The organism is Dietzia alimentaria 72, assembly GCF_000226215.1.
Classification (GTDB): Bacteria; Actinomycetota; Actinomycetes; order Mycobacteriales; family Mycobacteriaceae; genus Dietzia; species Dietzia alimentaria.
In genome coordinates this window covers 193080-216003 of sequence record NZ_AGFF01000003.1, presented here as the reverse complement: position 1 = coordinate 216003, position 22924 = coordinate 193080, and the positions used below count along the sequence as shown (strand labels likewise).

Annotated in this window: 21 protein-coding genes; 10 read left to right on the top strand and 11 right to left on the bottom strand. The window is 68.5% G+C overall.

Annotation, left to right across the window (positions count from 1 at the left end; genetic code table 11):
- Positions 1-70: 70 nt before the first annotated feature.
- The 3 genes from ON04_RS01315 to ON04_RS01305 are packed head-to-tail and all read right to left on the bottom strand — an operon-like array spanning position 71 to position 2020.
- Complete coding sequence (locus ON04_RS01315; protein WP_010539764.1) at positions 71-499, bottom strand: hypothetical protein; 429 nt, start codon at positions 497-499, stop codon at positions 71-73.
- Positions 496-873 (bottom strand): MTH1187 family thiamine-binding protein, encoded by a 378-nt coding sequence (locus tag ON04_RS01310; protein WP_010539763.1) that lies wholly within the window; start codon positions 871-873, stop codon positions 496-498. The genes ON04_RS01315 and ON04_RS01310 overlap by 4 nt, the downstream gene beginning before the upstream one ends.
- 22 nt (positions 874-895) lie before the next feature.
- Complete coding sequence (locus ON04_RS01305; protein WP_010539762.1) at positions 896-2020, bottom strand: LLM class flavin-dependent oxidoreductase; 1125 nt, start codon at positions 2018-2020, stop codon at positions 896-898.
- Positions 2021-2205: 185 nt separating this feature from the next.
- On the opposite strand from ON04_RS01305, the gene ON04_RS01300 reads away from it, so the two are divergent.
- The 4 genes from ON04_RS01300 (at position 2206) to ON04_RS01285 (ending at position 5898) form a co-directional block, all read left to right on the top strand.
- Entirely contained in the window at positions 2206-3621 is a 1416-nt protein-coding gene (locus ON04_RS01300; protein ID WP_010539761.1) for a flavin-containing monooxygenase, read from the top strand.
- A complete protein-coding gene (locus ON04_RS01295; RefSeq protein ID WP_010539760.1) occupies positions 3618-4271 on the top strand; it encodes a TetR/AcrR family transcriptional regulator in 654 nt (217 codons plus the stop codon). Before ON04_RS01300 ends, ON04_RS01295 begins: the two co-directional genes overlap by 4 nt.
- Entirely contained in the window at positions 4268-5200 is a 933-nt protein-coding gene (locus ON04_RS01290; RefSeq protein ID WP_010539759.1) for an alpha/beta hydrolase, read from the top strand. The genes ON04_RS01295 and ON04_RS01290 overlap by 4 nt, the downstream gene beginning before the upstream one ends.
- Positions 5201-5346: 146 nt before the next feature.
- Positions 5347-5898 carry a YceI family protein gene (locus ON04_RS01285; protein WP_010539758.1) on the top strand — a complete coding sequence of 184 codons (552 nt, stop codon included), beginning with the start codon at positions 5347-5349 and terminating at the stop codon, positions 5896-5898.
- A gap of 116 nt (positions 5899-6014) precedes the next feature.
- Here the strand turns inward: ON04_RS01285 and ON04_RS01280 are convergent, their stop codons facing one another.
- Positions 6015-6608: a CG0192-related protein gene (locus ON04_RS01280; RefSeq protein ID WP_010539757.1), complete on the bottom strand. Its 594-nt coding sequence runs from the start codon at positions 6606-6608 to the stop codon at positions 6015-6017.
- A 228-nt stretch (positions 6609-6836) separates the two neighbouring features.
- Between ON04_RS01280 and ON04_RS01275 the strand changes: the two genes are divergently transcribed.
- Complete coding sequence (locus ON04_RS01275) at positions 6837-7337, top strand: hypothetical protein (RefSeq protein ID WP_010539756.1); 501 nt, start codon at positions 6837-6839, stop codon at positions 7335-7337.
- 92 nt (positions 7338-7429) lie between these two features.
- On the opposite strand, the gene ON04_RS01270 is transcribed toward ON04_RS01275, so the two are convergent.
- From ON04_RS01270 to ON04_RS01260, 3 genes are all read right to left on the bottom strand, one after another.
- A complete protein-coding gene (locus tag ON04_RS01270; RefSeq protein WP_010539755.1) occupies positions 7430-8368 on the bottom strand; it encodes an alpha/beta fold hydrolase in 939 nt (312 codons plus the stop codon).
- Between the two features lie 102 nt (positions 8369-8470).
- Entirely contained in the window at positions 8471-9643 is a 1173-nt protein-coding gene (locus ON04_RS01265; protein ID WP_010539754.1) for an AI-2E family transporter, read from the bottom strand.
- Positions 9644-9701: 58 nt separating this feature from the next.
- Positions 9702-11468: a thiamine pyrophosphate-dependent enzyme gene (locus tag ON04_RS01260; RefSeq protein WP_033443913.1), complete on the bottom strand. Its 1767-nt coding sequence runs from the start codon at positions 11466-11468 to the stop codon at positions 9702-9704.
- 126 nt (positions 11469-11594) lie between these two features.
- Between ON04_RS01260 and ON04_RS01255 the strand changes: the two genes are divergently transcribed.
- From ON04_RS01255 to ON04_RS01245, 3 genes are all read left to right on the top strand, one after another.
- Positions 11595-13838, top strand: a complete 2244-nt coding sequence (locus ON04_RS01255; protein WP_010539752.1) for a catalase — start codon at positions 11595-11597, stop codon at positions 13836-13838.
- Positions 13839-13963: 125 nt separating this feature from the next.
- Positions 13964-14413 carry an SRPBCC family protein gene (locus tag ON04_RS01250; RefSeq protein WP_029457433.1) on the top strand — a complete coding sequence of 150 codons (450 nt, stop codon included), beginning with the start codon at positions 13964-13966 and terminating at the stop codon, positions 14411-14413.
- Entirely contained in the window at positions 14406-15263 is an 858-nt protein-coding gene (locus ON04_RS01245; RefSeq protein ID WP_010539750.1) for an alpha/beta fold hydrolase, read from the top strand. The genes ON04_RS01250 and ON04_RS01245 overlap by 8 nt, the downstream gene beginning before the upstream one ends.
- 4 nt (positions 15264-15267) lie before the next feature.
- Here the strand turns inward: ON04_RS01245 and ON04_RS01240 are convergent, their stop codons facing one another.
- Together ON04_RS01240 and ON04_RS01235 are read right to left on the bottom strand one after the other, a co-directional pair.
- Positions 15268-16695 (bottom strand): MFS transporter, encoded by a 1428-nt coding sequence (locus tag ON04_RS01240; RefSeq protein ID WP_010539749.1) that lies wholly within the window; start codon positions 16693-16695, stop codon positions 15268-15270.
- A gap of 88 nt (positions 16696-16783) precedes the next feature.
- Entirely contained in the window at positions 16784-17752 is a 969-nt protein-coding gene (locus ON04_RS01235) for a TIGR03620 family F420-dependent LLM class oxidoreductase (RefSeq protein ID WP_010539748.1), read from the bottom strand.
- Positions 17753-17899: 147 nt separating this feature from the next.
- On the opposite strand from ON04_RS01235, the gene ON04_RS01230 reads away from it, so the two are divergent.
- Both ON04_RS01230 and ON04_RS01225 read left to right on the top strand, forming a co-directional pair.
- Positions 17900-19183, top strand: coding sequence for an acyl-CoA dehydrogenase family protein (locus ON04_RS01230; protein ID WP_010539747.1), 1284 nt, complete (start codon positions 17900-17902; stop codon positions 19181-19183).
- A gap of 38 nt (positions 19184-19221) precedes the next feature.
- Complete coding sequence (locus ON04_RS01225) at positions 19222-19698, top strand: DUF892 family protein (protein ID WP_010539746.1); 477 nt, start codon at positions 19222-19224, stop codon at positions 19696-19698.
- A gap of 118 nt (positions 19699-19816) precedes the next feature.
- Here the strand turns inward: ON04_RS01225 and pntB are convergent, their stop codons facing one another.
- Together pntB and ON04_RS01215 are read right to left on the bottom strand one after the other, a co-directional pair.
- Positions 19817-21235 (bottom strand): Re/Si-specific NAD(P)(+) transhydrogenase subunit beta, encoded by a 1419-nt coding sequence (pntB, locus tag ON04_RS01220; RefSeq protein ID WP_010539745.1) that lies wholly within the window; start codon positions 21233-21235, stop codon positions 19817-19819.
- Between the two features lie 4 nt (positions 21236-21239).
- A complete protein-coding gene (locus ON04_RS01215) occupies positions 21240-22826 on the bottom strand; it encodes a Re/Si-specific NAD(P)(+) transhydrogenase subunit alpha (protein WP_050815229.1) in 1587 nt (528 codons plus the stop codon).
- Between the last annotated feature and the right edge of the window lie 98 nt (positions 22827-22924).

Below are 22924 nucleotides of genomic sequence, written 5' to 3'. Positions count from 1 at the left end.
GCGGGCGGTTCGGCAGCGCAAGCGGGGCCGGGGCGGGCGGTTCGGCAGCGCAAGCGGGGCCGGGGCGGGCTCAGGAGTCGGAGGGCCTGCCGTCGCGTACCAGGTTCACGGCGTCGACGAGTCGTAGGTCCGGGTGGGCCCGCCGCAGCTTGCGGACCGTCTCGACCTCGCTGGACGACTCCCTGGCGGTGGCAGCAATCTCGGACGATGAGACCCGCTGCGCCGCACGCCGCGATCGATTGATCTCGATGCCCTTGAACCACCATTCCCGCGCGGCCGCCGCGAACAGCAGCACGGCGAGCGCCCCCCACAGCAGCACGTCGAGAGCGGAGGCGTCCGGGGCGGTCGCAGTCACCACGAGCACCACGAGCGCACCGATCCCGCCGAGCAGAGTGGTCGCGGTGTAGACCACCGCCAGCATGCTCCGCGACCGCACGCCGTCCGAGTTCGCAATGTCGTCACCTGCGGATAGGTTCCGCGGGAATTCGGGAGTGGTCAACGGGCCAAGTCCTCGTCGTCGTCGCGGGCGTGCCCGCGGTCGTCGTCGCGGGCGTGGTCGCGGCTTTCCCCGCGTCCGGCGAGCCGCTTTTCCACCCTGTCGACCTTGCCGCGAAGTTCACCCTCGCGGCCGGGCCGCAGGTCCGCCTTGAGCACCAGGCTCACGCGCGGGGCGACGGCCAGGACAGCATCGGTGGCGGCGCGGATGACGGGCATGACCTCGTCCCATTCGCCCTCGATGGTGGTGAACATCGACGTGGTCTCGTGAGGCAGGCCTGAGTCACGGACCACCCGCACCGCCTCGGCGACGGCCGCACTCATCGAGGCGGAGTCGTCCGCGGTAGATGTCGGAGCGACGGAGAAGGCGAAGAGCATGCGTATACCGTAAACCAACGCGTCAGAGTCGCGAGACTGCCTGGGGCACCCCCACTGTGTAATTCGCCTCGTCAAGCAATTCGCGGACGCGCGGGATGACCTTACGTCCGTAGAGGTCGACGGAGGTCATGAGGTCCTCGTGCGGGGTGGGGCCGCTGGCGTACTTGAGGTCGAACCGGTCCAGGCCCAGGGTGCGGACGGTGGCGGCGATCTTCTGCGCGACCGTCTCCGGCGAGCCGGCGTACAGGGCCCCGGAGCGGACCTCGCGATGGAAATCGGCTTCTACGGCGTCGCCCCAGCCGCGCTCGCGCCCGATCTTGTTGCGGCTGGTCAGCCAGTGCGGCAGCGCCAGTTGGGCGGCCCGCTCGTCGGTCTCGGCGATGAAGCCCGGCGAATGGACGGCGATCGGCAGGCGCGGCGCATCGGAGCCCGCAACCTGCGCGTTCGCCTCGCGGTACAGGTCAGTGAAGGGGGCAAACCGGCCGGCGGGTCCGCCGATGATCGCGAGCATGAGCGGCATGCGGTAACGGGCGGCGCGCACCACGGATTCGGGGCTGCCTCCGACGGCGATCCACGCGTTCAGCCCGTTCTCGGTCTCGGGGTAGACGCGCTGGTCGACGAGCGGCGCGCGGAGATCACCGGACCACGTGACGGCTTCCTCGGGCAGCAGTGCGGCGAAGAGGTCGAGCTTCTCGCTGAACAGTTGCTCGTATTGCTGAAGGTCGAAGCCGAATAGCGGGAACGATTCTGTGAAGGAGCCACGGCCCAGTACGACCTCGGCGCGGCCGTTCGAGAGGGCATCGATGGTGGAGAAGCGCTGGAAGACACGGATCGGGTCGTCGCTGGAGAGCACCGTGACGGCCGACCCCAGCAGGATGCGTTCCGTGCGGGTGGCGATGCCGGCGAGTACCGCGTCAGGCGCTGAGACGGCGAAGTCGGGTCGGTGATGCTCGCCGATGCCGAACGCGTCCACCCCTACCCGGTCGGCGAGCACGGCCTGCTCCACCACGTCGCGAATGACCTGCGCGTGAGGAACGGGGCGCCCGTTGCGGTCGACTGTGACGTCGCCGAAGGTGTCGAGGCCAAAGGCCACCGACGACGACGAGGGGGCCTTGGCGGGATCGTTGGCTGAGGCGTGTGAGTTCATACGTTCATGGTAGATGATGTGTCAACTACTGGCTAGCGAGATAGGCAGCCGCAGCGACACTCTCGCGGCTATTGTCTAATTGTTGACGCCCGTCAACCTAGGGCCATACTGTGACTCGTGCCATAGCTTCCGGGCGTGGGCGAACGTCTGCGGTCTCCCGGGCCCTTCTGTCGACGAGGTACTCCATGACATCCACTCCGACGGTCGCCGTGATCGGCGCGGGCATCAGCGGCCTGACCACCCTGAAGATGCTCGAGGACTACGGGATCGAGGCCGTGTGCTTTGAGGCCTCGGACCGGATCGGGGGGAACTGGGCGTTCGACAATCCCAACGGGAGTTCGAGCGCCTACCGGTCACTGCACATCGACACCTCCAAGCATCAGCTGAGCTTTCGGGATTTCCCGATGCCGGAGGAGTTCCCGGACTTTCCCCATCACTCGCAGATCAAGCAGTACCTCGACTCCTATGCCGAGGCATTTGACCTGTTGCGTTCCATCGAATTCGAGACCCGCGTGGCACACGCCGAGCGACTGCCGGACGGCGGATGGGAGCTGACCACCGAGCGCACCGGAGCGGCCGCGGGCGAGGCGTCCGGCCCGAAGACCCGCAGGTTCGACCTGCTGGTGGTGGGCAACGGTCACCACTGGGATCCGCGCTTCGCCGACTTCTCCGGGGAGTTCACCGGCGAGATGATCCACTCGCACGCCTACATCGACCCGTGGGCTCCGCTGCACCTGATGGACAAGAGGATCCTCGTGGTGGGCATCGGCAACAGCGCCGCGGACATCGCCGTGGAGCTCTCGTCCAAAGTCATGCGCAACGAAGTCGTGCTGTCCACCAGGTCGAGCGCGTGGATCGTGCCCAAGTACATTGCCGGCAAGCCCGCGGACAAGTACTACGCCACGCTGCCGTTCGTCCCGTATGCGTGGCAGCGCAAGGTCATCCAGATGATGCAGCCCATGTCGGCGGGGGCGCCGGAGGACTACGGGCTGCCCAAGCCCAACCACAAGTTCTTCGAGGCCCACCCCACGCAGTCGGTCGAACTGCCGCTGCGCCTGGGCTCGGGCGACGTCACCGCCAAGGGAGACATCGCCCGCCTGGATGGCACGTCAGTGCACTTCGCCGACGGCACCAGCGGCGAATTCGACGTGATGATCCAGGCCACCGGCTACAACACCACGTTCCCGTTCTTCGACCGCGACTTCCTCAGCGCGGACGGCCACAACCACGTCCCGCTCTACAAGCGCATGTTCTCCCCTGGCATCAACGACCTGGCACTCGTCGGATTCGCGCAGGCCACGCCCACGCTGTTCCCGTTCATCGAGGCCCAGGCCCGGCTGGTCGCCGCGTGGGCCGCGGGCCTGTACCGCACACCGCCGGTCGCGGAGATGCAGCGGGTGATCGTGGAGGACGAGAAGAAGTACATCGGCCACATGTTGGACACTCCACGCCATCAGCAGCAGGTGGACTACTTCCTCTACGAGCGCGACCTACGCACCCGGGAGATCCCGCAGGGCCTCGCGCGTGCGAGGGCCCATGATGCGCGCGCACGGCATGCAGACGCACAGGGCGGCGCCGGCCGGACGGCGGTGACCGCATGAGCCCCGCCCCCCAGTCGGCAACGACCTCCCCCCGCGGCGATCGCCGACGCGAGGCGATCCTCACCGCCCTCGACGAGCGACTGCGCACCACCGCCCTGGACGACATCTCGGTGGCCGACCTCACCGACGCCGCAGGCATCACCAGGTCCGCGTTCTACTTCTATTTCGAGTCCAAAGCCGCGGCCGTGTCGATGCTGCTGGTGGTGGTCAACACCGAGGCGCTCAAGGCCACGGACATGATCATCAACGGCCCCGATGCGTTCCGGCCGCGGGTGGCCGCGGCCCTCGACCTACTCGTGACCCGAGTGCTGGCGAGCGAGCACATCTACCGCGCCCTGCTCACGGCGCGCACCCAGCACGAGCCGACGCGCGAGATGTGGGACGCCAGCCGCAGAACGATGGCCACGTCGATCGCCGAGTTCATCCGCGCCGAGCGCGAGTCCGGCAGGGCTCCCGGCGGCGCTGAACCCTTCGCGCTGGCAGAGGGGCTGCTCCACATCAACGAGGCCGTGCTCGAGCGAATCGTCTACCACCCGGAGGCGCCGCGCGGCCAGCTGCTCACCACCGCCGCGGACATGTGGGTCCGCACCATCTACGGCCGGCCGGACGCCGAGATCGACGCCGGCACCGAATCAGGGGGAACCGCATGAGCAGCCCGGTAGACGTGACCTTCCGCTCCGGATCGGGGGCAGATGCTGCGGACTGTCGTGGCTGGTTCCTGCCCGCGGCCGGGTCGGGCTCCACACAAAGCGACTCCGCCCCCGAGCCGCGCCCGTGCGTCGTGCTGGCCCATGGCCTCGGCGGTACCGCGGACTCGGGACTGATGCCGTTCGCCCGGTCGTTCGCCGACGCCGGTTACGCGGCCCTGGTCTTCGACTACCGCGGGTTCGGCCGCTCGAACGGCCAGCCGCGGCAAGTGGTCTCGCCCGCCCGACAGCAGGAGGACTACCGCGCCGCAATCCTCGCCGCGGCCTCCCAGCCGGGTGTGGACCCGACGAGGATCGTCCTGTGGGGGTGCTCCCTGGCGGGCGGCCACGTACTGGAGGTGGCTCGCGGCCGGCAGGACGTGGCGGCAGTGATCTCCATGATCCCGCTGGTCGACGGCCGCGCCGCCGCGGTGGCCGCCGCCAAGTTGCACAAGCCCACAGCTCTCCTGCGGGCGACGGGTACGGCGATCGCCGCGAAGGCCGTGGCCGCGACCGGTCGGACCGAACCGATGCTGGCGCTGGCGGGCCCGCCCGGCTCCACGGCCCTCATGTCTCTGGACGGCTACGAGGAGGCGTACACGTCCGTCGCCGGGCCCACCTGGCGCAACGAGGTCGGCGCCTCCATCGGCACTGAGCTGGGCTCTTTCCGGCCCGCTCGGCATGCGGAGGACCTCGTCGTCGTCCCCGTGCTCGTCCAGATCGCCGACCTGGACCGCAGCGCACCACCGCACGCCGCGGCAACCGCCGCGTTCGCCGCGCGAGCCGAGGTCCGGCACTACCCGGGCGATCACTTCGACCTGTTCCCGGGCAGGCCGTGCCACGACCGGGCAGTGGCACACGCGGTGCACTTCCTGCGTCGGCATGTGCCCTGAGTAGCGCCTGACCTGCCGAAATCACTCTGATGCCCGGCGGCACTTCAACTCGTTGTTGACATGTCACCAAGTCTGGCTTATGGTTGGAACCACAGACAACGAGACAGCCGGCTGAACGGTCGGCATCAACACTTGAAGGAGTCACCATGACCGCGAACCTGAATAACCTGACCGGCAACTGGACCCTCGACCACACCCACACCCGCCTGGGCTTCGTCACCCGCCACGCGATGATCACCAAGGTGCGCGGCTCCTTCAACGACTTCACGGGCAACGTCGTCGTGCCGGAGGAGGGTATCCAGTCGGCCACCGTCGAGGTCACGATCAACGCCTCCTCGATCGACACCCGTAACGCGGACCGCGACGGCCACCTCAAGTCGAACGACTTCTTCGACATGGAGAACCACCCGCAGATCACCTTCAAGTCCACCAAGATCGAGGGCAATGGCTCGGGCGGAGTGGACGTGACCGGCGATCTCACCATCAAGGGCACCACCAAGTCCGTCACGATTCCCTTCGATTACGAGGGCGTCGCCACCGATCCGTTCGGCAACGAGCGCGTCGGATTCGAGGGCACCACCGTGATCAACCGCAGCGACTTCGGCCTGACCTGGAACGCCAAGCTCGAGACCGGCGGCGTCCTGGTCTCGGAGAAGGTCACGCTCGAGGTCGAGATCTCGGCCATCAAGTCGGCCTGACCCGCATGGCTTACGGCGCGCGCCGTAAGCCCGCGCCGACCGCTAGACGACACCGCCCCCACCTGGAGTCCAGGTGGGGGCGGTGTTCTGCGTAGGTGGGTCGTGACCGGAGAGCCCTAGTCGACGACGACGAAGACCGCGGTGTGCGACCCCTCGTCATCGAGCCAGGTCCCGCTGAGCGTTCCGGGTGAGCCGATGAGCGGGCAGTCGGCCTCGGCGTCGTTCTCTTCGGAGAGCACGCGGATAACCTGCGGTGCGTCGTCGCTCTTCGACGCCCCGTCTCCACCACCGCGAATATTGACCGGCGACGGGGTGATGGTGCCGTCCTCCTTCTGAAGGTGCGCGGCAGCGGTGTCGCGATTGCTGATCACGCGGCGCACCTCGGTGGTGTACACGGGGTCAGCCGGGGCGTCGTACACCCAGCGGCGGCCGAGAACCGAGTGCTCCATCGTCCCGACGAGCGCATCGTCGGCCCCCTCGAGCGCAGCCCCGCGGTAGGTCACCGGCACATGGAACGTGCGCGACCCGTCGGTGAGGATGAACGACTCCATGCCCACCTCGCCGGCGGGATCGACAAACCGGTAGGTCGTTACCTGCTCGAGCCGCTCCGGGCTCCCGGTGAACCACGACTGGTCGCGGACCCAGGCCCGGAGCAGCTCGATCTTGCCCGGGTCGAGGACGGCGTCATAAATCTCGGCGGTTCCACTCATGCGCTAAGAATCCCCCAAGAATGCCGGTCCGGCAAACATGCCGCCCGTCGGAGGGCCAGATTAAGAAGAATTCGCAGTGCGCGTGTCGCCCCTGACCACGAGCTCAAGGGCCGACTAACCGGCAATCGCCTGTGATCACGATCACAGCCACGGGGCGATAAGACGGTTACGGTTACGGCGCTATGAACCGGGCCTGCCCCGGTAACCCGAATGAAAGGTGTGACTTACATGAAGAAGACCATCGCCGTGATCGGCTCCGCCGCCGCCCTCTCCTTTGCCGGTGCAGGCCTCGCCGCCGCCGCGGACGGCGTCGACGACCAGGGACAGGCCCCCGATGCCGGCCAGGTCGAGACGACCGAGGGCGAAGACACCGAGAGCACTCCGAAGGACCCGGAGGACCCGATCACGCCGGAGGTCGTCTCCGGGATCGCCGAGCAACTGTGCGGCACCATCTCAGCGTACGACTTCCTCGGCTCGGCCGAGGGGATCGTGCCCGGCCTGAGCGGCGAGGAGTGCGAGGTCAACGCCGACGCAGCCGTGGCCGCTGCCATGGCCGGCGACATCAGCGGTGCACTCGACATCCTCCGCGGCATCGATGCCGGGACCCCGGGCGAGGGCGACGGCGAAGACGCTGACGACGCCAGCGGCGGTTCCGCGCAGCTTCTCGGCTCGCTGACCGGCGGCGGCGACGACACCGAGGACCCCCAGGCGGCTGCGTTCGGCTCCTGATCGAGCCCCGCGCCTAGCGGCCCCTGCTCCGGCCCCGGCCTCTCCCGACACGGGAGGGCCGGGGCCGTTTCGTGGCTCGGGCGCTTCGTCCCTCAGTCGTCGGGCGTGGGCGCGGCGCCCGGGGTGACGAGTTGGCTCAGCGTCTCGTGGTCGATACGCCCGGGAACCGTGGATGTCACGAAGTCCATCATGACCTCCTCGACCGCCGCCGGATCCTCAACGTGCGGGTAGTGGCCGGCGCCGGGAACGATCGACAGACGGCTGCCCGGTATCGCGTCATGTGTGGCATGACCGTGGGAGATGGGGATGATCGGATCGCGATCGCCCCAGATCAGCTGGAACGGCAGCTGCCCGGCCAGATGGAGCCGGTTGGTGGCGGACACGGCCTGCCCCTTGTTATCCACGACGGCGCGGAGAGTCTTGAAAAACGCCCGGCGATGGCCCCGCTCGCCGAGCGACTCGTACGCCGCCCAGCTCTCGGACAACGCGGCCGCGTGGACGCCCTTCGAACGGAAGAAGCCGCGTACGGCGTTACCCGTATTGACCAGGAACGGCGCCGCCCCTGCGGTCAGCAACAGTTCCGCACCGGGCACGGCGAGTATCCGGAGGATCCAATTGACCTCCCGCCCCAGGCCGCCGCTGCCGATCAGCACGATCCGCTCGCAGAACTCGGGGTACTGGTAGACGAATTGCAAAGCCACGCCGCCACCGAGCGACTGCCCGATCACTGTGCAGCGGTTGATGCGCTTGACCACCAGCAGGTCGCGGAGCGCGGAGGCCATGGCGCCGAGCGAGTAGTCGTCGAACTCCAGCGAACTCTCGCCGTGACCGGGCAGGTCCGGAGCAATGATGTGAAAGTACCGCTCCAGGCGCGGGATCATCTCGCGCCAGGTGGTGGAGCTACCCGCCATCCCGTGGATGAGCAGCAACGTCGGTTTGCCCTCGCCGGCGCCTGCCTCCCGATAGGCCAGCTGGCGGCCGTGGAGCGTCACGGTCTGCACGGTCATGGTCTGCGTGTTCGTGGACTGCATCTACATTCCCCCTCGGGGACGGCCCTGCCGCGACGTATCTCGTCGCAGGGAGCGCCTAGAGCTATTGTGCGGGATACCCGCGTGTTTACGCAGTTCCCTGCGTCACACCGCGCCGTCGGCAGCGGGAGCCGGCTCCGCGTCGCCGTGACGGGAGTCAGCATGATCGGGGCCGGAAACCTCGTCTTGTTCCGGCAGCAGACCAGTCCCGCCACCCGGGGAGGCGTCTCGATCAGCGAGGTAACGGACCACCGTATTGGCCATGGCGGTGACGGGCACGGCGAACAGCGCGCCCGCGATCCCGAACAGGTACGTGCCCGCCGTGACCACCAGGATCACCGCCAGCGGATGCAACGCCACGGCGTGCCCCATGAGGACCGGCTGCAGCACGTGGGACTCGACCTGGTGGACCACCACGACGATCGCCAGCATGGCCACCGCGATCGCGGGCCCCCGATCGACCAGCGCCAGGGCGGTCGGCACCATTCCCGCGACCAGCGTGCCGACGACGGGCACAAACGACGCCAGGAACACCACCACCACGATCGGGATCACAAAAGGCACGCGTAGCACCAGCGCGCCGATCCCCACGCCCGCCGCGTTGATGGCCGCCACCGTGAGTTGCGTGCGGGTGTACGCGCCGAGGCTCCCCCAGCCGCGGCGGAAGGCGGTGTCGACGTGCCGTCGGCTCGCGTTCGGCAGCCAGCGGACGAAGAACTCCCACAGCTTTTCGCCGTGGTAGAGGAAAAAGAACAGCGACACCAGGCAGATGAGCACTCCCGCCACGGCATCGACGGCGGTGTGCCCGAACTGGACGGCGCCCGCGGCCACGGCGTCGGAGTGTGACTCGAACCAGGTCCGCAACTCCGCCACCGCCTGCTGGAGCCGGTCCGCGGTGAGGTGGAGCGGTCCCTCCTCGAGCCACCGCAGCGCGGCGTCGGTGCCACTGGCGAGTTTTCTCCGCATCGCGGGGACCCCGGTGGCGAGTTGGGTGGTGACCGCCACCAGCGCGGCGAGGATCGCCGCGAAGACCCCGACGACGACGGCGAGGGCCGCCGCCGCCCGCGGGACCCGCGACGGGACGCGATCCACCACCGGGCGGAGCATGGCCGCGAGGAGCACCGCGATGGCCAACGGCGCGACGATCACGGACAGCCGGCCGATCGCCGATCCCAGGACCCAGCCGCCGCCCACGATGAGAAGGAGGCAGGCCGACCACGCCGCCGCCAGCATGACCGGATACGGCAGATGGGCGCGCGGGAGAAGTCCGTTGTCCATCAGTCGAGACTAGACCCCGGGTGACGGTCTTCTTATGCTTACGTTCACCTGGACTCTGTCACCTCGATTCCAAGGTCTCCTTGACCTTGGCGATCGCGTAGCCCCAGCCCTGCGAGACCGTGGGCGACGGCGGAACGGAGACCTCATTCGGATTGGTCACTATGTCGACGAGCGCGGGCCCGGGGTGGTCCAGGGCCTCACGGATCGCCTTTTCGACGTCGTCCGGATCCTCGACCCGCACGCCGTGCAGTCCCATGGACCTTCCGACCGCGGAGAGGTCCGGATTGTCGAGTTGCGTTCCGAACTCCGCCAGGCCGGCCTGTTCCATCTCGAGCTTGACCATGCCGAGCCGTCGGTTGTTGAAGACCACGAACGTCACCGGCAGGTCGTACGACACCGCGATGATGAGATCTCCGAGCAGCATCGTGAGTCCGCCGTCGCCGCACAGGGCGATGACCTGACGGGAGCGGTCGAGCGCCTGGGCGCCGAGGGCCTGCGGCATGGCGTTGGCCATGGAACCGAGGTTGAACGACCCCAGGAGGCGGTTGGACTCGCCGAGATCGATGAAGCGGGAGAGCCATACGGCGGGCATCCCCGTATCGGCGGTGTAGATCGCGTCCGGCGCGGCCAACCGGTTGATGGTGGCCGCGACCAGTTCGGGACGGATATCTCCCTCGGGGTTGTCGGCCTTGGAGCGGAGAGCGCCCAGGACCTTCTTGTCGTGCTTCGGGTCAGCCAGCTTAGCCTGGCCCTCGCGCCACGACTCGTAGGTCTTGCGGCTGGACTCGAGGTGGCGGGTCGCCGCGCTGGTGCGGACCGACGCCTTCTTGGACTGCACGCGGTCCGCGAGCAACCCGGCCGTGATTCCGGCGTCCCCGACCAGCCCGAGGTCGACAGGGGTCCGGCGGCCGAGGTGCGCGCCGTCGTCGTCGACCTGGATCACGGTGACGCCCTCCGGGTACCAGTCGCGGTAAGGGAAGTCGGTACCGAGCATCAGAAGCAGGTCGCAGTCGTTGAACGCGGACTGCGCGCCCCGGTTACCGATCAGACCCGACTGCCCCACCTGATACGGGTTGTCGTGGTCAAAGCCCTCCTTGGCCTTGATCGTGACGACCATGGGCGCTTGCAGCGCCTCGGCGAGCCGCAGCACGTCCTCGCGGCCCTCCCGCGCGCCGAGCCCGACGAGCAGGGTCGGCTTCGACGCGCCGTCGAGGAGTTCGACGGCCCTGTCGACGACGTCCGGGGCGGGGACGGACCTGGTCGAGGGCTCGAGGAAATGCGGTAGCCGCTTCTCCTCGAGCTTCATGTCGCCGACATCCCCCGGGATCGTCAGCACAGCCACGCCCCGCCGCGCGTAAGCGGCGTTGACGGCCTGTTCCAGGATGTACGGCGCGTGGTCGGGGTTGGAGAGGGTGCGGGTGAACACGGCGACGTCGTCAAAGAGGACGTCGTGGTCCACCTCCTGGAACATGTCGGTGCCCATCTCCTCGGTCGGCACCTGACCGCAGATCGCCAGGACCGGGGCGTGGGATTTCTTGGCGTCGTAGAGGCCGTTGAGCAGGTGGATACTGCCCGGGCCCACGGTCCCCATGCAGACGCCGAGGGTGCCGGTGAGCTGCGCCTGTGCCGAGGCGGCAAAGGCCCCGGCCTCCTCGTGTCGGACACCGATCCACTCGATCCCGTCGGTCCTGCGAATCGCGTCTGTTATCGGGTTGAGCGCGTCCCCCACCACCCCCCAGGCGGTGCGCACCCCCAGGTCAGCGAGGGAGCGGATGAGCATGTCGGCCACAGTCGTCGGAGCGGGTGCTTTCTCTGAATCAGCCATGGCGCCACCGTAGGCCCGTAGTCGACACGTGGCCACCGACCGGCCGCCGCAGCGATCGGTTGCGCAGCCGCGACGCGGTGGAATAGTGCGGCACACGAATTCCGCACGCCACCGCCGAGGAGTCTCATGTCCGACAAGAAATCAGCCGCGTCCACGACCGCCGGGGCAGCGGTACGGAAGGTCGCCGACGCCGCCAGCAAGCTCGCCGACGAGGTCATCAACGACCCCGACGTCGTGCCCGGTGTCCCGGGTTCGGAGCCACCCGCCGTCGAGGAGCCGACCGACCCCACCGGCCCGCTGCCACCGAAGCCGGATCAGAAGGGCGCCACCCCGTACAGCCCGACCGGCGCGGAGTCTGCCGACTCCGAGGACGCCGCTCGCCAGCAGGGCGAATTCCTCACCACCGCGCAGGGCGCGCGCGTGGTCGACACCGACCACTCCCAGAGGGCCGGCCGCCGCGGCCCGGTTCTTCTGCAGGACCACCACCTGCGCGAGAAGATCATGCACTTCGACCACGAGCGCATCCCGGAGCGCGTGGTCCACGCCCGCGGCGCCGGTGCCCACGGGGTGTTCCGCGCCAACGGTGCCGCGACGAGCGTCTGCAAAGCAGGCGTCTTTGCCGAGGGCAGGCAGACCGAGGTGTTCGTCCGCTTCTCCACCGTGCTCGGTTCCCGCGGCTCCGCCGACACCGTCCGTGACACCCGCGGATTCGCCACCAAGTTCTACTCCGACGAGGGCACCTGGGATCTGGTCGGCAACAACATCCCGGTGTTCTTCATCCAGGACGCCCTCAAGTTCCCCGACGTGGTCCACGCCGCCAAGCCGCACCCCGACCGGGAGATCCCGCAGGCGCAGAGCGCGCACGACACCTTTTGGGACTTCGTGTCGCTACACACCGAGGCGCAGGCGCACACCATGTGGAACATGTCCGACCGCGGCATCCCACGCTCACTGCGGATGATGGAGGGCTTCGGCGTCCACACCTTCCGGGTCATCAACGACGCCGGCGAGACCAGCCTCGTGAAATTCCACTGGAAGCCCCGGCTCGGCGTCCACTCACAGGTGTGGGAGGAAGCCCAGATCACCGCCGGCATGGACCCCGATTTCCATCGCCGAGACCTGGCCGACGCGATCGAGGCCGGAGCGTACCCGGAATGGGACCTGGGCATCCAGGTCCTCCCCGACGATGCCGACGAGATGTTCCAGGGGATCGACCTGCTCGACCCCACGAAGTTCGTCCCCGAGGAACTTGCGCCGGTACAGGTGATCGGCACCATGACTCTCAACGCCAATCCGAAGAACTACTTCGCGGAAACTGAGCAGGTCGCGTTCCACCCGGGTCACCTCGTGCCGGGCATCGACGTGACCAACGATCCGCTCCTGCAGGGCCGGCTGTTCTCCTACCTGGACACGCAGCTCTCGCGGCTGGGCGGCCCGAACTTCGGGCAACTGCCCATCAACCGGCCGCACGCGCCGGTCAACGACATGCTGCGCGACGGCATGCACCAGACCGCCGACCACGTGGGTGTGGCCCCCTACAAGCCGAATAGTCTCGACGGCGGGTGCCCGTTCATCGCGGGCGCCACCGACGGCGCGTTGGTCGAGGTGGCGCAGCAGATCGCCGACGCCCGGATCGTGCGGCAGTCCCCGGCGACCTTCGACGACCACTTCTCGCAGGCCACGCTGTTCTACCGCAGCCTCACCGAGGTGGAGAAGCAGCACACCGCCGACGCCTACACCTTCGAGCTGGGCAAGTGCTACGAAGAGGCGATCAAGCTCCGGCAGGTCGAGCAGTTGGCCCGCATCGACCACGACCTGGCGGCCACTGTCGCGCAGGGCCTGGGCCTACCAGCACCGGCCCGGGTACCCGTGGCCGAGGTCGTCACCAGCCCGGCGCTGTCGCAGATCGGTCAGGAGTGGCCGACCGATGGTCGCCAGATCGGCGTCCTCGTCACCGAGCAGTCCGATGTCGCTGTGGTCGCCGAGCTCGTGCAGGCGGTGTTCGACAACGACATGGTCCCGCTCGTGATCGCCCCGAGTGGCGGTCGGTTGGAGGGCAGCGATCCGGACTCCGACAGCACCGTCGCGGTGTCGCGGACGTATCAGACCCAGCGGTCGATCGAGTTCGACGCCGTCGTCGTCGTCGACCTTCCCGCCGATCCCCACACCGACGTGCTCATCAGCGAGATGTACCGGCACAAGAAGGCCGTGGCCACCTTGGTGCCCGTCGACCGGTACGTCGACTTCGGGCTGGGCGCGTCCACTCCGGGCGTGGTCGCGGTGGACACGGCGGCCGACGTGCTGCCCGCGCTCACGCCGCTGCTGTCCGCGCACCGTGCGTGGGATCGACCGGACCCGGCTCGGGTCTGATCCCTGACGCCGGTGCCCGGGGTAGCGTCGCTTGCATGACGGACAGCGAACAGCACGGCCCTTCCGGCGACGACGACGCCGGCGGTGCCGGCGACGCCCCGAGGTACCGGCTCGAGGCCCGTCGGATGATCCCGGCGCCAGCGCACCAGGTGTTCGCGGTGCTGTGCGACCCCGACGGGCACGTGGCGATCGACTCCTCCGGGATGCTCCAGTCGGCCGAGGGATCGCAGGTCGCGGCCGTCGGCGACCGCTTTGTGGTGCACATGGACCGCGAATCGCTGGGCGACTACGATCTCGGGCACTACGACGTCACCGTGATCATCACCCGCTTCCAGCCCGACGTGGAGATCGCCTGGACCATCGACGGGCAGATCAGGCCGCCGATCGGTCACACGTACGGCTACCGGCTCGCGCCGGTCGGGGTGGGCACCGAGGTCGTCAGCTACTACGACTGGTCCGACGCGAACCCGAAGTGGCGCGACTCGGGCGTCCTGCCGGTGCTGGACGCCGCAGCGCTCAGAGCCACGCTCGGCATCCTCGAGCGGGCCGTCCGGCGGGGTTACGTCCGTGGGTGACTCACGGCCCGACCAGATCCACTTCGACCGTGAGGGCCTCCGGCTGCGCGCCCTCGACTCCGGGCCCGAGGACGGCGAGGCCGTGATCCTGCTCCACGGTTTCCCGCAGCGCACCTCCAGCTGGAACCAGGTGGTGCCGATCCTGCACGCCGCCGGACTACGGACGCTGGTTCTTGATCAGCGTGGCTTCTGTGCGACCGCCCGGCCCCGAGGTCGGCGAGCCCACCGACTGTCCGAGCTGGTGGGCGACGTGCAGGCGCTGTTCACCGCCGCCGGCCTCGATCGCGCTCACGTGGTGGGCCACGACTGGGGTGCGGCCGTGGCGTGGGGGGTCGCCGCAGCGCATTTCGAGCGGGTCCGTTCGCTGACCGCGGTCTCGGTCCCCCACCCCTCCGCGTTCCTCAAGGCGATGGTGACCTCCGACCAATTGCTGCGGTCTTGGTACATCGGGTTCTTCCAGCTGCCGTGGCTGCCCGAGAAGGTGCTGACCTCCGCCGGGCGCCGGCCCGATCGCGCGCTCGCAAAAATGGGGATGACCCGCCCGATGATCGAGCGTTTCCGCCGGGAGATGGTGGCCGACGGCGCCATCCCCGGCGGGTTGGGTTGGTACCGAGCACTCCCCTTCGGTCTGCGGGGACCGCATCTGCGCAGGGTCCGCGTGCCCACGACGTTCGTGTGGAGCGACGACGACCCCGCGCTCGGCCGGGGCGGCGCCGAACTGACCGCCCACTACGTGGACGCCGACTACCGATTTGTCGAGATGCCCGGGGTCAGCCACTGGATCCCGGAGGAGCGGCCCACCGAACTGGCCCGGGCGATCATCGAACGGGCGCGAGGCGCATCCGCCTGAGCGGTCAGTCCTCGTCGTCGTCGGGTTCCCACGGCGGCGGGATGGTCGCCGCTACCGCCGCGGCGAGCAGCGACACCGCTCCACCGAACACCAGACCGACGCGCAGACCCGCCTCGCTCGGGACGAAGAGCCCCTCGAAGTCCATGGCTGTCTGCGTGAGGATCACGCCCAGCACCGCGGCCGATGCTGTGGTGCCGATCGAGCGCATGAGCGTATTGACGCTGTTCGCCGAGCCCATCTCCGTCCGCGGCACCGACGACATGATCAGCGCCGGCATCGCGCCGTACGCCAATCCGACGCCCCCGCTGGTGAGGATTCCCGCCGACATGACGCCCCACGTGGAGCCCATGAGCACGAGTCCGGAGAAGTAGCCCGTCGCGATCACCAGGGAGCCCAGGACCAGCGTGGTCTTGGGTCCGCGGTTGACGATGAGCCACCCGCTGATCGGTGAGACCGCCATCATCGCCAGGCCGGCGGGGGCGGTCCACAGGCCCATGGCCACCATCGATTGGCCCAGTCCGTGTCCGGTCGCCACCGGCAGCTGCAGGATCTGCGGCCAGATGAGCAACTGTGCGTACAGGCCCATGCCCACCGTGACCGAGGCGATGTTGGTCAGGAGCACGGGGCGGCGGGCGGCCACGCGCAGGTCCACGATGGGTGAGCGATGCCGGAGCACCCACAGTCCCCACACCGGGAACGCGATCGCTGCCAGAGCGAAATGCCCCAGCGTCAGAGGCGAGGTCCACCCCCAGTCCGCGCCCTTGGACACGGCCAACAGCAACGCGACCAGACCCACGGCCAGGCCGAGTGCGCCGATCAGGTCGAGGGTGCCGTCGGGCTTGGCGGCCGGTAGCGTCCGCAGTTGGAAGGCCATGAGGGCGGCAATCGCCAGGCCCATCACCGCCGATCCCCAGAACATCCACTGCCAGGACCCGTACTGGGCCAGCGCCGCGGCGGCCGGGAGGCCCAGAGCGCCGCCCACGCCCAGCGACGAGCTCATCATGCTGATCGCCGGGCCCAGCCGCACAGGTGGGAGCAGTTCGCGCATGGTGGCGATGCCGATCGGGATCACACCGATCCCCACACCCTGCAGCGCCCGGCCGACGAGCATCGGCCACAGTGACCCGGACAGGGCACAGACCACCGAGCCCAGGACCATGATCATGGTGCAGCCGACGATCACGTGCTTCTTGGGGTACAGGTCCCCGAGTCGACCCATCACCGGTCCCGCCACCGCGCCCGCGAGGAGCGTCACCGTGACAACCCAGGAGGCGTTGACAGCGGTCGTACCGAGAATCGCAGGCAGCATGCCCAGCAGCGGAATGACCAGGGTCTGGCTGAGGGACACCACGACCCCGCCCAGGGCCAGGACCATCACGAGGCCGTTGTCCTCCCGACGCCTCGCATCCGCGCCGCGTGCCGCTGCACTCATTCCGGTGTCCTTCCACAGGCCTTGATCGGACACTACAGACACGTGTCGAGTGCGCTCTACTTCCCCGTGCCGGTCGCGGCACGCCCCCTCAGTCGAGCAGACCCTGCGCGGCGATCCGCCAGTCCGCGACGGGCGGGGTCAGGATGCTCTCGCCGAGCACCTGCACGAGGACCGTCGAGGCCCCGGCATCGAGATGCTCCTGCACCCGCGCCCGCGTGGCCTCCACCCCGCGGGTGACCATGGCCGACTTGAGGCGGTCGCTGCCCCCGCGCACGTAGTCGGACTCGTCGAATCCCTGCCTGGTCCACGAGTTCCGGTAATTCGGCAGTCCCGTGTAGACGTTGAGGTGATCGTGCGCCCGCGAGCGCCAGAGCTCGTCGTCGTCGTCAACCCCCTCCGCCACCACGGCGGCGTGCTCCACCACCAACGCCGGACCGTCGGTGGCGGTCCCCCCGAGGATCTCCCGCGCCCGCGCCGTGTGTTCCGGCAGCGTGAGATACGGGTGCGCTCCGGCGGTCCGGTCCCGCGAGAGCTCCAGCATCTTGGGCCCCAGGGCGGCCAGCACGACCGGCGGCATGACGCCCTCCCCCGCGGCGAGGGCGCGCGTGCCGTCCAGAGCGTCCAGGTACTCGCGCATGGCCGACAGCGGCCGGCCGTAGTGGTGCCCGCGGTGACGCTCGACGAGCGGTGCGTGCGAGACGCCCAGCCCCAGCACGAACCGACCCGGGTGCAGGGCCTCGAGGGTGCGGGCGGCGGCCCCGGCAGCAGAGGCGTCACGGCCGTAGATGTTGGCGATGCCCGTGCCGATCGCCATGCGCGTGGTGGCTGACAGGTACATCTGGGCCGCGGTAAACGCCTCCCGGCCCACGGCCTCGCCGAACCACAGCGAACCCCAGCCCTGCTCGTCGAGCTCACCCAGCACGTCGGGCATCCGTGAGTGCGGCAGGCCCTCAAGCGAGCCGGTCCACAGTCCGATGCGGCCCAGCTGGTCGCGGCCGGCGTCGTGGGGCCGGGTGAGGGCATCTCGAGGGGCGGTATTTCCGGTGGGAGCACTCATGCAGCCGAGTCTGCCCGACCGCGCGGGCCGCCTGCCGCAAATTCCCGCGGCAACCGGTGTACCCCGCCACACTGGGCTGGAACGTGTTGCAGGACACGGCAGCGGGCGGTCGTACGGAACGACCCGGCACGAGGAGACGAGGCACCGATGTACGAGTGGTCCGAGACAGATCTGATGATCCGCGAGGCCGTGCGGTCCTTCATCGACAAGGAGATCCGCCCCAACCTCGAGGCGCTGGAGAGCGGTGAGATCCCGCCATATCCGATCATCCGAAAGTTGTTCGCCGAGTTCGGGATCGACTCCATGGCCCGGGAGAGCGTAGAGAAGATGCTGGCCAGGGAGCGGGCGGGCGCCTCCGACGGCAGCGGCCGGGGCCGCGAGGACGCGGGGGGCGAGGGCTCGGGGGGCGGCGCGTTTGCGGGCCAGGACTCGATGATGGCCGTGGTGATCAGCGAGTTGGCCCGTGTGTGCATGGGGCTGGTCTCGGCGCTGGGGGTGAGCCTGGGCCTCGGCGCCACCACCATCATGTCGCGCGGAACCCTGGGGCAGAAGGAGCGCTGGCTTCCGGGGATCGTGAGCATGGAGAAGGTGGCGTCGTGGGCCATCACGGAACCGGACTCCGGCTCGGACGCGTTCGGCGGGATGCGGACCTACGTGCGGCGTGACGGCGACGACTACATCCTCAACGGACAGAAGACGTTCATCACCAATGGCCCGTACGCCGACGTGATGATCGTCTACGCCAAGCTCGACGAGGGCGGCTCCGGCGGTGCGGGAAAGGCATCGGAGGAAGACAAGCGCAGCCGGAAAGTCCTCACATTTGTCCTGGACAAGGGCATGGACGGACTCACGCAAGGCGCGCCACTACAGAAGATGGGCCTGCACAGTTCCCCCACCGGCGAGTTGTTCTTCAACGATGTCCGCCTAGGCCGCGACCGGCTACTCGGCGAATCCGAGGAGGGCCGCGGGGGCGATGGGCGCGAGTCTGCCCGGTCGAGTTTCACGGCCGAGCGGACCGGCGTGGCAATCATGGCGCTGGGAATCATCGAGGAATGCCGCCGGCTGTGCATCGACTACGCGCGCGAGCGCACCCTGTGGGGTCAGGAGATCGGCCGGTTCCAACTGATCCAGCTCAAGCTGGCCAGGATGGAGGTGGCGCGGATCAACGTGCAGAACATGGTCTTCCACTCGATCGAGCGGGCCCGGGCCGGTGCGCCGCTGACGCTGGCGGAGGCATCGGCCATGAAGCTGTACTCGTCCGAGGCGGCTACCGATGTGGCGATGGACGCGGTGCAGTTGTTCGGCGGCAACGGCTACATGGCCGAGTACCGGGTCGAGCAGCTGGCCCGCGACGCCAAGTCGCTGATGATCTACGCCGGCAGCAACGAGATCCAGGTGACCCACATCGCCAAGGGACTGCTCGCACGCTGACCGGTTGCCGCCCGCGCCGTCATCCGTAGCGTCACAGCATGGCCAACGAAATGTTGCACACGTACATGCAGGACCACCACGCCGGTGCCGCCGCCGGTCTCGACCTCTTCCGGCGAGTCGCCAAAAACCATAGTGACCCGGAGGTCCGCGAGGCCGTGAAGCGAATCGCGGACGAGACCGTCGACGACCTCACGGGGCTCGAGGAGCTCATGACGTTGGCGGGAACTTCACCGTCGCGACTCAAGGACCTGCCCGCCAAAGCCGCCGAGAAGGTCGGTCAACTCAAACCCAATCAGCGCATCGCCGATCGCTCGCCGTTGAGCGACCTTGTCGAGCTCGAGGCGCTCACCATGGCGGTGACCGGCAAGAAGATGGGCTTCCGGGCGCTGCTCGAGCTCGACGACCCACGCCTGCCCACGCCCACGCTGCAGAACCTCTTCGCCCGGGCCGAGCGGCACGCCCTTGAACTGGAGGAGCTACGGGCGAGGTGCGCGGCGGTGCTGCGCGCAGAGTGACGGGCACCATCCGGGTTCCACGTGAAACCCGGTCCGACAGAACAAAAGGGCGGCCCCTGCTCGGGGCCGCCCCTTCGTGTGCGGTGTCAGGTGCCGGCGGTGAGCCGGCTGCTCCCGGTCAGACCGAGGCGCCCTGTTCCTTGAGCGCACCGAGGATGTCGTCGACGCGGTCCTTGGCGTCGCCGAACAGCATGTCGGTGTTCTCGCGGAAGAACAGCGGGTTCTGGACGCCGGCGTATCCGGCGGCCATCGAGCGCTTGAACACGATCACGTTCTCGGCCTCCCACACGTGCAGGACGGGCATACCGGCGATCGGACTACCCGGGTCCTCCGCGGCGTCCGGGTTGACGGTGTCGTTGGCACCAATCACGAGCACGACGTCGGTCTCGGCGAAGTCATCGTTGATCTCGTCGAGCTCCATCACGATGTCGTACGGCACCTTGGCCTCGGCCAGCAGCACGTTCATGTGGCCGGGCAGACGACCCGCCACGGGGTGGACGGCAAAACGCACGTCGACGCCGCGGTCCCGCAGGGTGCGGGTGAGGTCGGCGACCGGGTATTGCGCCTGGGCGACGGCCATGCCGTAACCCGGGGCGATGATGACCGAGTTCGCATTGGCCAGCAGCTCAGCCGCACCGGACACGTCAATCTCGGTGTGCTCGCCGTGGTCCTTGCCCTCACCGGACGAGGCCTCGATACCGAAGCCGCCCATGATGACGGAGATGAACGAGCGGTTCATGGCCTTGCACATGATGTAGGACAGGTACGCACCGGAGGAGCCGACCAGCGCGCCGGTGACGATGAGCAGGTCGTTGCCGAGCAGGAAGCCCGTGGCCGCGGCGGCCCAGCCCGAGTACGAGTTGAGCATGGACACCACGACCGGCATGTCGCCGCCGCCGATGGAGGCCACCAGATGCCAGCCCAGCACCAGTGCCAGAGCCGTCACCACGATGAGCATCCACAGTGCCGGGGTGATGACGAACCACACGGTCAGCGCGACAAAGGCGATGATGATGCCGAGGTTGATCAGGTTCTTCCCGGGCAGGACGAGCGGCGCGGACTTCATCTTCCCGGACAGCTTGAGGTAGGCGACGATCGAGCCGGTGAGGGTCACGGCACCGATGAACACGCCGATGAACACCTCGGCGTGGTGGATGCCCAGCAGGGAACCCGTCAGCTCACCGTGGAGCTCGGGCTCGATATATCCGTTCCACCCCACGAGCACGGCGGCCAGGCCGACGAACGAGTGCAGCAGCGCGATCAGTTCGGGCATCTCGGTCATCTGCACGCTGCGGGCGCGCATGATGCCGATTCCGGCGCCCACGACCACTGCCACGGCCATCAACGCGATGCCGATGGTGGCGGGCTCGTTGTCGAGGACCAACACGATGGTGGCGACGAGCGCCAGGGCCATACCGGCGATGCCGAAGCTCAGTCCGCGGCGCGCGGTCTCATGCTTGGACAGACCTGCCAGCGAGAGGATGAACAGCAGCGCGGCGACGACGTATGCCGCATTAGCGGCGGTCACGAGTGACATGGTCTCAGGCTCCCTTCGAGAACATGGCGAGCATGCGACGGGTCACGGCGAAACCGCCGAAGACGTTGATGGACGCGACCAGGATCGCGATGGCGGCCAGGGCGAGCCCGACCGTGTTGTCGATGCCGATCTGCAGCAGCGCCCCCACGACGATGACGCCCGAGATCGCGTTGGTTACCGACATCAGCGGCGTGTGCAGCGCGTGGTGGACGTTGCCGATCACGTAGTAACCGATGACGATGGCCAGCACGAACACCGTGATGTGCTGCGGGATCTCACCGGGTGCGATGGCGATCAGCACCACCAGCAGTGCCATGCCCAGACCGATCAGGCCCATCTTGGCGCCCGAGGACATCTTCTTTTTCTCCGCCGGGGGCTCCGCCGGTTCGGCGGCGGCCGCGGCGGGCGGTGCTGCACTGACCTGGACGGGCGGCGGGGGCCACATGAGGTCGCCGCCCTTGGTGACGGTGACGCCGCGCTGGACGACGTCGTCCATGTCCAGCGCCCACTGGCCGTCCTTCTCCGGGGTGACCAGCTTGGCCAGGTTGACCAGGTTGGTTCCGTAGAGCTGCGAGGCCTGCGCGGGAAGACGGCCCGCGAGGTCGGTGTAACCGATGATCGTGACGCCGTTCTCGGTCACCACCACCTGGTCGGCCACGCTGCCTTCAACGTTGCCGCCCTGGGCCGCCGCCATGTCGACGATCACGGACCCGCGCTTCATCGCGGCGATGTCCGCGGCTGTGATCAGACGCGGCGCCGCACGACCCGGGATGAGGGCGGTGGTGATGATGATGTCCACGTCCGCGGCCTGCGTCGTATACAGGTCGGCAGCAGCCTTGTCGTAGGCCTCGCTGGTGGCCTTGGCGTAGCCGTCCGACGAAACCTCCTTCTCCTCTTCGGGCACCTCGACGGGCAGGTACTCGCCGCCGATCGACTTGACCTGATCCGCGACCTCGGGCCGCGGGTCGGTGGCGCGCACGATGGCGCCGAGGCTGGAGGCCGCACCGATGGCGGCCAGTCCGGCCACACCGGCACCCGCCACCAGGACCTTGGCGGGCGGGACCTTGCCCGCGGCCGTGACCTGACCGGTGAAGAAGCGGCCGAAGTGGTGAGCCGCCTCGATCACCGCGCGATAGCCGGCGATATTGGCCATCGAGGACAACACGTCCATCGACTGGGCGCGCGAGATGCGCGGCACCGCGTCCATGGCGAGGGCGGTGACGCCCTGCTTGGTGAGGACGGTCAGCAGGTGCTCATTCTGCGCCGGGGCGAGCAGGCTTACCAGGTTGGCGCCGGACCGCACCCGGGCGACCTCGGCCTCAGTGGGGACGGCGACCTTCATCACGACATCGCTCGACCAGGCCGCGTCACCATCGACCAGCTCGGCGCCGGCTTCGGCGTAGGCCGGGTCAGCGAACTCGGCGCGCGTTCCGGCACCGCGCTCCACCACTACCCGGTAGCCGAGGCCGATCAACTTCGCCACCGTCTCGGGTGTGGCCGCCACCCGGTTCTCCGCCGGGTTGGACTCGGCGACGATGCCGATCACCGACGGCGCGGCACCAGGCTCCGGGACATCCGAATCCGGCTTCATATCTGGGATCTCTTCAAGGCTCGAGGCCATAGGGCATCCTTTTACAGCGTTGTGAAAAGCCGGTGTCTACACACCAGCGCTCTGTCGCGAGAGGCACA